The sequence below is a fragment of the Nocardioides psychrotolerans genome (genome assembly GCF_943371775.1).
In the GTDB taxonomy this organism is placed as follows: Bacteria; Actinomycetota; Actinomycetes; order Propionibacteriales; family Nocardioidaceae; genus Nocardioides; species Nocardioides psychrotolerans_A.
This window is the reverse complement of the sequence record NZ_CALRWD010000118.1, coordinates 1-8814: the sequence shown is the minus strand read 5'-3', so window position 1 is coordinate 8814 and position 8814 is coordinate 1. Positions and strand designations below refer to the sequence as shown.

Annotated in this window: 12 protein-coding genes; 11 read left to right on the top strand and 1 reads right to left on the bottom strand. The window is 72.1% G+C overall.

From position 1 onward, the window contains the following. The 11 genes from AAG827_RS21385 to AAG827_RS21335 all read left to right on the top strand — a co-directional run. On the top strand, nucleotides 1-113 hold a 113-nt coding region (locus AAG827_RS21385; protein ID WP_341928233.1), incomplete at its 5' end, for a DUF4193 family protein. A 33-nt stretch (nucleotides 114-146) separates the two neighbouring features. Next, nucleotides 147-2384, top strand: a complete 2238-nt coding sequence (locus AAG827_RS21380) for an aminotransferase class III-fold pyridoxal phosphate-dependent enzyme (protein ID WP_341928231.1) — start codon at nucleotides 147-149, stop codon at nucleotides 2382-2384. Between the two features lie 45 nt (nucleotides 2385-2429). Continuing rightward, on the top strand, nucleotides 2430-3287 hold the full coding sequence (locus AAG827_RS21375; RefSeq protein WP_341928230.1) for an ABC transporter ATP-binding protein: 858 nt from the start codon (nucleotides 2430-2432) through the stop codon (nucleotides 3285-3287). Then, nucleotides 3284-4090: an ABC transporter permease gene (locus tag AAG827_RS21370; protein WP_341928229.1), complete on the top strand. Its 807-nt coding sequence runs from the start codon at nucleotides 3284-3286 to the stop codon at nucleotides 4088-4090. Before AAG827_RS21375 ends, AAG827_RS21370 begins: the two co-directional genes overlap by 4 nt. Then, on the top strand, nucleotides 4087-5127 hold the full coding sequence (locus AAG827_RS21365; RefSeq protein WP_341928228.1) for a histidine kinase: 1041 nt from the start codon (nucleotides 4087-4089) through the stop codon (nucleotides 5125-5127). Before AAG827_RS21370 ends, AAG827_RS21365 begins: the two co-directional genes overlap by 4 nt. Beyond that, on the top strand, nucleotides 5124-5729 hold the full coding sequence (locus tag AAG827_RS21360) for a response regulator transcription factor (protein WP_341928227.1): 606 nt from the start codon (nucleotides 5124-5126) through the stop codon (nucleotides 5727-5729). The genes AAG827_RS21365 and AAG827_RS21360 overlap by 4 nt, the downstream gene beginning before the upstream one ends. A gap of 81 nt (nucleotides 5730-5810) precedes the next feature. Next, nucleotides 5811-6446 (top strand): dihydrofolate reductase family protein, encoded by a 636-nt coding sequence (locus AAG827_RS21355; protein WP_341928232.1) that lies wholly within the window; start codon nucleotides 5811-5813, stop codon nucleotides 6444-6446. 16 nt (nucleotides 6447-6462) lie between these two features. After that, nucleotides 6463-7065 carry a dihydrofolate reductase family protein gene (locus AAG827_RS21350; protein WP_341928226.1) on the top strand — a complete coding sequence of 201 codons (603 nt, stop codon included), beginning with the start codon at nucleotides 6463-6465 and terminating at the stop codon, nucleotides 7063-7065. Between the two features lie 65 nt (nucleotides 7066-7130). Continuing rightward, a complete protein-coding gene (locus AAG827_RS21345; RefSeq protein ID WP_341928225.1) occupies nucleotides 7131-7628 on the top strand; it encodes a DUF2975 domain-containing protein in 498 nt (165 codons plus the stop codon). 1 nt (nucleotide 7629) lies between these two features. Then, nucleotides 7630-7890 carry a helix-turn-helix transcriptional regulator gene (locus tag AAG827_RS21340; protein ID WP_341928224.1) on the top strand — a complete coding sequence of 87 codons (261 nt, stop codon included), beginning with the start codon at nucleotides 7630-7632 and terminating at the stop codon, nucleotides 7888-7890. 4 nt (nucleotides 7891-7894) lie between these two features. Further along, nucleotides 7895-8404 (top strand): nucleoside kinase, encoded by a 510-nt coding sequence (locus tag AAG827_RS21335; RefSeq protein WP_341928223.1) that lies wholly within the window; start codon nucleotides 7895-7897, stop codon nucleotides 8402-8404. A gap of 126 nt (nucleotides 8405-8530) precedes the next feature. Here AAG827_RS21335 and AAG827_RS21330 read toward each other — a convergent pair. Continuing rightward, nucleotides 8531-8814 (bottom strand): HNH endonuclease signature motif containing protein (locus AAG827_RS21330; protein WP_341928222.1); only part of this gene is annotated, 284 nt, incomplete at its 5' end.

Sequence of the window (8814 nt, the reverse complement as noted above, 5' to 3'; positions counted from 1 at the left end):
TCGAGGTCACCCCGGAGCAGGCCGACGAGTTCGTCTGCCAGTCGTGCTTCCTCGTGCAGCACACCTCGCGGCGCTCCAAGCCCGGCTCGATGATCTGCAACGACTGCGACTGACGCTCGGCGCTCCTGCGGGAGCACAATGACCGGGTGAGCTCGACGTCCCCCGACCCGCTGTCCGTGCCGGGGCCCGACCTCGACCTCGACGCGCTGCGCGCGTCGGTGCGGGAGCGGTGGGGCCTCGACGGCGACCTCACCGCCCTCCACGGTGAGCGCGACTGCAACTTCCGGCTCGACTCCGGGTCGACGCGGCACCTGCTCAAGGTGCACAACCCGGCCGACCCCGAGGCCGTGCTCGACCTCCAGCGCTCGGCGCTGGACCACATGCGGGCGGTGGCTCCGGAGCTGCCGGTGCCCGGCGTCGTACGCACGCTCGACGGACGCCCCTGGGTGCCGCTGACCGGGCGGGACGGGCGGGTCTCGCTCGCCTGGGTGCACACCTGGCTGGCGGGCCGGCACCCCGAGCCGGCGGAGCTCGACGACGCGCGGCTGCGCGAGTGGGGGCGCACGAGCGCCCGGCTCGGGCGCGGGCTGCGCGGCTTCGCCCACCCGGCCGCGACCCAGCCGCTCGTCTGGGACATCAAGCGGCTGCCGCAGCTGCGGTCCTGGCTCCCCGCGGTCGCGCCCGACCGGCGGGCCGCGATCGAGGCGGTGCTCGACCGCTTCGACGAGCGGGTCGCGCCGGTGCTCCCCCGCCTGCGCGCACAGGTGGTGCACAACGACCTGGCGCCGACCAACGTCCTGGTCGACGACGACCTGGCGCTGACCGGCATCACCGACTTCGGCGACATGACCCACACCGCGCTCGTCTGCGACCTCGCCGTCACGGTGGCCGACCTGGTCAGCGGTCGCGCCGACGGGCTCGACGCTGCGTGGGAGATCGTCGCGGGCTATGACGCCGTCACCCCGCTCGAGGCCGACGAGCGCGCGCTGGTGGCCGACCTGATGGCCGGTCGCTGTGCCGCCGCGGTCCTCATCACCGCCTGGCGCACCCGCGAGCAGGGGGCGGCGCCGGAGATCGACGACGAGGCCTACGCCCTGCTCGAGACCCTGCTCAGCGCCGGGACGGACGACCTCGTCGTACGCCGTCGGGCCGGACGCTCCACGGCGGCCCTGACGGCGGCTCGGGCGAGCGCTTTCGGCGAGCAGGAGCTCAGCTATGACCAGCCGCTGCACCTCGTGCGCGGCGACGGCGTCGTGCTCGAGGCCGCGGACGGCCGGCGCTACCTCGACGCCTACAACAACGTGCCCGTCCTCGGTCACTCCCACCCGGCCGTGGCGTCGGCGGTGGGCGCGCAGCTGGCGACGCTCAACACCAACAGCCGCTACCTCCAGGACGCGCCGGTCGAGCTCGCCGAGCGGCTGCTGGCCACCCTGCCCGACCGCTTCGACCGGGTGCTGCTGGTCAACTCCGGCAGCGAGGCCAACGACCTCGCCTGGCGGATCGCCCGGCACGCCACCGGGGCGTCGGGCGGCATCGCCACCGCGTGGGCCTACCACGGGGTCACCGAGGCGACCTATCCCTTCTCCCCCGAGAGCTGGCACGGCGCGCCCGCGCCCGACCACATGCGGCTGGTGCCGCCGCCCCTCGCGGGAGACCTCGACATCGACGGGGCGATCAGCAGCCTGAGCGCGTCGGGCCACGGCGTCGCGGCGATGCTGGTCGACGGCGTCTTCACCAGCGACGGCGTGCACGGACCCGCCCACGCGTGGACCCGGGCCGCGGCGGAGGCGGTGCACCGGGCCGGGGGGCTCTACGTCGCCGACGAGGTCCAGGCCGGCCACGGCCGCACGGGGCAACACCTGTGGAGCTTCGTCGCCGGCGACGTCCCGGCCGACCTGGTCACCCTCGGCAAGCCGATGGGCAACGGCTATCCGGTCGCCGCGGTGGTCGGCCCGGCCGCGCTGGTCGACCCGTTCGTGCGGGGCACCGATTACTTCAGCACCTTCGGCGGCAGCACCGCCGCGTGCGCCGCGGCGCTCGCGGTCCTGCGCACCATCGAGGACGAGGGCCTCGTGGACAACGCGGGCCGCGTCGGCGCCAGGCTGCTCGACGCCCTGCGTCAGGTCGCCACCCAGCGCGACGACATCGCCGCCGTGCGCGGCTGGGGGCTGGCCCTTGCCGTCGACGTCGTCGACCCCGCCACCGGGCAGCCGAGCGCCGACCGGGCCGGCCGGATCGTGGAGGCGATGCGCGAGAGCGGCGTGCTCATCGGCCGCACCGGCCGCGACCGCGCCTCGCTCAAGATCCGCCCGCCGCTGGTCTTCGCCGACGAGCACGTCGACCGGCTGGCCTCGGCCATGACAGGTGTCATGCCCAGGTCGTGACAACTCCCCCGCGCTCAGCCGCGCCCGGCGGCGGAGGGTGGAGCCATGACCACACCAGCACTGCGGGCCACGGGCCTGACGAAGGTCTTCCGCGGCGAGGGCGGCGAGACCGTCACCGCGGTCGACGGCATCGACCTGACCATCGGCTCGGGCGAGATCGTCGCCTTCCTCGGCCCCAACGGCGCCGGGAAGACCACCACCGTCGACATGTTCCTCGGGCTCACCTCGCCGACCAGCGGGACGATCGAGGTCTATGGCGAGTCGCCGCACCGCGCGGTCGTGGACGGCCGGGTCTCGGCCGTCATGCAGACCGGCGGTCTGTTGCCCGACTTCACCGTGCGCGAGACGATCCGCGCGATCGCCGCCCTGCACGGCCGGCCCGAGCGGGTCGACGTCGTCATCGAGCGGACCGGGTTGGGGCCGCTCGCCGGCCGGCTGGTGAAGGCCTGCTCGGGTGGTGAGCAGCAGCGCCTGAAGTTTGCCCTTGCGCTCGTGCCCGACCCCGACCTGGTGATCCTCGACGAGCCGACGACCGGCATGGACGTCGGCGCTCGTCAGCAGTTCTGGGACACGATGCGCGCCGATGCCGCCGACGGTCGCACGATCGTCTTCGCGACCCACTACCTCGCCGAGGCCGATGCGTTCGCCGACCGCACCGTGCTGATGGCACGCGGCCGGATCCGGGCCGACGGCCCGACCGCGGAGGTGCGGGCGGCGTACGGCAGCCAGACCATGACGCTGCGCCCACCCGCCCACGCCGTCGGCGTCCACGGCATCGACGACGCCTGGCTGGCCGACGTGCGCCGGGCGCTCGCGCCCCTCGGCATCACCGACCTCGAGGTCTCCAGCGCCAGCCTCGAGGCCGCATTCCTGGCACTGACCGGCGAGGAGGCCACCCGATGAGCACCATCTCGATCCCCGACACCCAGGCGACTGCGACCCCACGTCGACCGGCCGCCCGCCCCCTGGCCGTCTCCTACGCCGGCCTCGACCTGAAGCGCCAGCTGCGCGACAAGGTCGGCATGTTCTTCATCGTCGCGCTGCCGGCGTTCCTCTTCTTCGTCTTCGGGATGGGCGACGACGAGTCCTACGGCAGCGCCAACGTCGCGATGTACGTGATGGTCTCCATGGCGGCGTACGGCGCCGTCACGGCCACCACGACCGTCGCCGGCGCCGCGGCCACCGAGCAGACGATGGGGTGGGGGAGGCAGCTCGCGCTGACGCCCCTGTCTTCGCTGGCCTTCGTGGCGATCAAGACCGCTGTGGCAATGGCGGTCGCGGCCGTGCCGATCGCGCTGATCTATGCGATCGGCGCGGCCACGGGCTCGTCGGGCAACGCCGTCGACTGGCTGGCCAGCGCCGGCATCGCGTGGCTCGGCTCCGCGTTGTTCGCCGTCTACGGCCTCGCGATCTGCCTGGTCTTCAAGGGCGAGAACGCCGCCAGCATCGCCTCGGGGCTGATCGTGATCCTGAGCTTCCTCGGCAACGTCTTCACGCCCATGGACGGGCTGATGCTGGAGATCGGTCGCTTCACGCCGCTCTACGGCTATGCCGGCCTGGCCCGCTATCCCATCTCGGAGGGCTACCTGCCGATGGGCGCCGGGCACGACCCGGTGTGGCTGCTGCTCGCTAACGTGTGCGCGTGGACGGTGATCTTCGCGGCGCTGGCGGTGTGGGGGCTGCGCCGACGCCGGGAGCGGGTGTGACCCGCTCGCCCTGGGAGCAGTGGGGCTGGGTCGTCGCTGCGCTGTGGCTGGTCTTCCTGACCTACCCCGTGCTCGAGACCCTGCAGACCGACACCTCGTCGCCGATCAAGGTCCTGGTCCTGGCGCTGATCGCGGCCTTTGCGGTGATCTACCTGCTCGGCTGGAGCCTCTGGAGCGAGCACGCGCTGGTGATCTGGGTCGTGATGATCCTGCTCATCGCAGCGACGATGCCGGTGATCGGCATCGAGGCCATCGGGCTCACGCCCTACCTCGGCGCGTTCTCCGCGCTGATGGTGCCGGCGCCCTGGTGGAAGGGCACCACCGTCATCAGCGCCCTGCTGCCGTTGCTGTCCCTCATCGGCGGCGACTTCCCGGCGTTCTTCTTCCTGATGGTGTGGCCGATCATCGGCTTCTGCACGGCGATGCGGGTGTTCATCGGGCTCGACGCCCGGTCGGAGGAGGCGCGGTCGGAGCTGGCGCTGGTGGCTGAGCGCGACCGGGTCGCCCGCGACGTGCACGACGTGCTCGGGCACTCCCTCACGGTGCTCTCGATCAAGGCCGAGCTCGCGGCCCGGCTCATCGACGTCGATCCCGCCCGGGCCCGCACCGAGCTCGAGTCGATCCAGGAGACGGCACGGCAGGCGCTCGCCGAGGTCCGCTCGACCGTCGGTGGCCTGCGGGCCGCCAACCTCGAGGCCGAGCTGGCCGCCGCGCGGCGCGTGCTCGCCGACGTCGACATCGAGACCCACCAGGTCGGCACGCTCGCCGACACCGACCCGCGGCACCGCACCCTGCTGGCGTGGGTGCTGCGCGAGTCGGTCACCAACGTGGTGCGGCATGCCGGGGCGTCGACGGTCTCGATCGAGCTGTCCGCCTCCGGGCTGGTCGTGGCCGACGACGGGGCCGGCTTCTCGTCCGGGTCTGGGGGACCTGACGGCAACGGGCTGCGCGGGATGCGCGAGCGGGTGACGGCTGCTGGCGGCACGCTACAACTGTCGGGCTCCCCCGGGACCCGGGTCGAGGTGCTGCTGCCGTGATCCGCGTGCTGCTCGCCGACGACCAGGCGCTCGTGCGGGGTGCGCTCGCGGCCCTGCTCGACCTCGAGACCGACCTCGATGTGGTCGCGCAGGTCGGCCGCGGCGACGAGGTGCTGGACGCTGCCCGCTCCTCGCAGGCCGAGGTCTGCCTGCTCGACATCGAGATGCCCGGGCTCACCGGCCTCGAGGTGGCCGAGCAGCTGCGCACCGAGCTGCCCCAGGTGAGGACGCTGATCGTGACGACCTTCGGGCGTCCGGGCTACGTGCGCCGCGCGCTCGACGCCGGCGCCGCCGGCTTCCTGATCAAGGACACGCCCGCCCGCGAGCTGGCCGACGCCGTACGACGGGTGCACGCCGGACTGCGCGTCGTCGACCCGAGCCTGGCGATGGAATCGCTGATGGCCGGCCCCTCGCCGCTGACTGCCCGGGAGGCGGAGATCCTGCTGCTCGCGATCGACGGGTCACCCGTCGCCGTCATCGCCGCCCGCGCCCACCTCTCCCTCGGCACCGTGCGCAACCACCTCTCGGCGGCGATCGGCAAGACCGGAGCGTCGACGCGGGCCGAGGCGGCGCGGGTCGCGCAGACCAACGGGTGGATCTGACGTCGCTCGATGACTTCAGGGCCTGGCGCTGGTCTGATGTCTCGACGAGAAGATCCCGCGTGAGGAGCAGCAGTGACGCAGATGGTCAGGGTCCACAACTTCATGGTGTCGAGCGACGGCTTCGGCGCCGGTGAGGGCCAGAGCCTCGAGACGCCCTTCGGCCACGCCGATCCGGGCGTGCTCTTCCAGTGGGCGGTGACGACGGCCAGCTGGCCCAACCGGGCTGCACCTGGGGGCAGTCGCGGGCTGGAGGACTACCTCGTGCGCGACTTCCACCGCAACATCGGCGCCGAGATCATGGGGCGCAACAAGTTCTCCCCGCTGCGGGGTCCGTGGGCCGACGAGGAGTGGAAGGGCTGGTGGGGCGACGAGCCGCCGTTCCACACCCCGGTCTTCGTGATGACCCACCACGAGCGGCCGTCGTACTCGCTCTCGGACACGACCTTCCACTTCGTCGACGACTCCCCCGCCGCGGTGCTGGAGCAGGCGCTGGCGGCGGCCGACGGCAAGGACGTGCGGCTCGGCGGCGGCGCCGACACGATCCGACAGTTCCTCGACGCCGGGCTCATCGACACGCTCCACGTGGCCGTCGGGCCGGACCCGCTGGGGGCCGGCTCGAAGCTCTGGGACTCCCCCGACGACCTGCTCGACCGCTATCACCGCGACGTCGTGCCCGGCTCGCACGGCGTGGTGCACCACCTCTTCTGGCGCGACTGAGACGTGGGGGAAGACCGTGAGCAAGGTCGTCGCCAGCATCACCACGTCCGTCGACGGCTTCGTGACCGGCCCCGACGACGGGCCCTCGCGGGGGCTGGGGCGAGGCGGTGAGCGGCTGCACCAGTGGGTGATGGGTGGGCCGTGGACCTACGAGCACCGGCCCGGGCTGCCGATGCACGAGGTAGACCAGGAGTTCTACGACGCGCTCGCCGCCCGGATCGGCTCCGGCGTCGTCGGGCGCGGGATGCATGACGCCGCGGGCGGCTGGGGCGGGACCAACCCGTTTCCCGGGCTGCTCTTCGTGCTGACGCACCGCACCGAGGACCAGCCGGCACCTGACTGCGGCTTCCGGTTCGTGACCGGTCTCGACGAGGCGCTGGCCGGGGCGAGGGAGGCGGCGGGCGGCGCCGATGTCTCAATCGGCGGGGGTGCCGACGTGATCCGGCAGGCGCTCGCGGCCGGCCGCGTCGACGAGCTGGTCATCTCGACGGCGCCGGTGGTCCTGGGTCGTGGCAAGCGGCTCTTCGACGGGCTGGAGCTCGACGTGGACCTCGAGGTGCTCAAGGTCCACAGCTCCCCGCTTGCCACGCACGTGCGGTATGCGGTGGGTCCGGTCTGATCGTCTTGCTTGCCTCATTTGTCGTTTATCGATAGCTTTCTCTTGTTGGTCGACGAGGAGGACGCATGAGCAGCGTGACGATCCAGGCCCTGCGGGGGGTGCTGGCGTTGGCCCTGGCGGGGTCGATCTGCGTGCAGGTGGTGATGGTGCCCCTGGTCTGGCGCGACATGGACGGAGCCGACCCGGAGGTGCTCGACCTGCGGGCGCCCGTGCTGCTGATCGTGCTCCTGGGGATCCTCACCACCCAGGTCGTGTTGGTCTGCCTGTGGCGGCTAGTGACGATGGTCCGCCGCGGCACGGTCTTCTCGGACGCGGCGTTCCGCTTCGTCGACATCATGATCGGCGCGGTCGCCTCGGCCTCGGTGCTGGCGTTCGCCCTCGGGGTTGTGCTCGCCCCCGGCGAGGCCGTCGCGCCCGGCGTCGTGCTCCTCCTCGGCGGTGCCGCCACCGTCATCGCCGGGATCGCCCTGGTCGTCGTCGTCATGCGCTCCCTGCTGCAGCAGGCCGTGGCGCGTGAGGTCGAGGCCAGCGACCTGCGCGCCGAGCTCGAGCAGGTGATCTGAGGTGCCGATCATCGTCGACGTCGACGTCATGCTGGCCCGGCGCAAGATGCCGGTCGGCGTGCTGGCCGAGCGCGTCGGCATCACCGGCGCCAACCTCGCCGTCCTGAAGAACGGTCGCGCCAAGGCGGTCCGCTTCTCCACGCTTGCCGCGATCTGCGAGGTGCTCGAGTGCCAGCCCGGGGACGTGCTGCGCTACGAGCCCGAGGTGGGGGCTGAGGTCGGAGCCGAGCCCGGGGTCGGCGCTTCTCTGGGCCGATACTGACGCGGTGGGCCAGCGCAACTACCTCGTCGAGGGCGTCTCCGGGACCGGCAAGACCTCGGTGTGCGACGAGCTCGGCCGACGCGGCTTCCAGGCGATCCACGGGGATCTTGACCTGGCCTACCAGGGCGACCCGGTGACCGGCCGACCGCTCGCCACCGCCGTGCACGAGCACCACCTCTGGGACGTGGCTCGGGTGCGAGAGCTGGCGGCCGACCAGCGTGAGCCCGCCACCTTCTTCTGCGGAGGCTCGCGCAACTTCGCGACGTTCATCGACCTCTTCGACGAGGTCTTCGTCCTCGACGTGGATCTCGAGACGTTGCACCGGCGGCTGGACCAACGCCTTCACGGCGAGTGGGGCTCGCAACCGTCCGAGCGCGACCTGATCGTCCGACTCCACCAGACCCAGGAGGACGTCCCGGCCATGGCGGTGGTGATCGACGCGACCCGCTCACTCACAGTGGTCGTCGACGAGATCCTTCGTCGCGCGGGGCTGTCGAACGATGACTCCGGGTGACCTGCCCGGTCTGAGCTGAGCAAGACCACCTCGACCCCAGGAGCCCGTGCCGTGCGAGACGTCGCCCTCTACACCCTGATCTCGCTCGACAGCGTCGCCGAGGAGCCCGGCGACTGAGAAGGTCGCTCAGGGGCCGGTGAGGTGTTTGGTGCCGTGGGGGGTCACGAGGTGGGTTTGGCCGTGGGGTTCTCGCCAGAGGAAGGTGCCGGGGGTGAGTTGTTGGTAGGTCCAGCCGGCGTGGGTCTTGAGCTGGTGGTGATGTCGGCAGAGCGGTGCGAGGTTGCATTCGCAGGTGATCCCGGACGTTGCGTGGGCGATGAGGTGGTCGAGGTCGCATCTGCGTGAGGGTTTCGAGCAGTGGGGGAAGACGCAGGTGGGGTTGCGGAGGCGGACCTTCTCGGCGGTGGTGA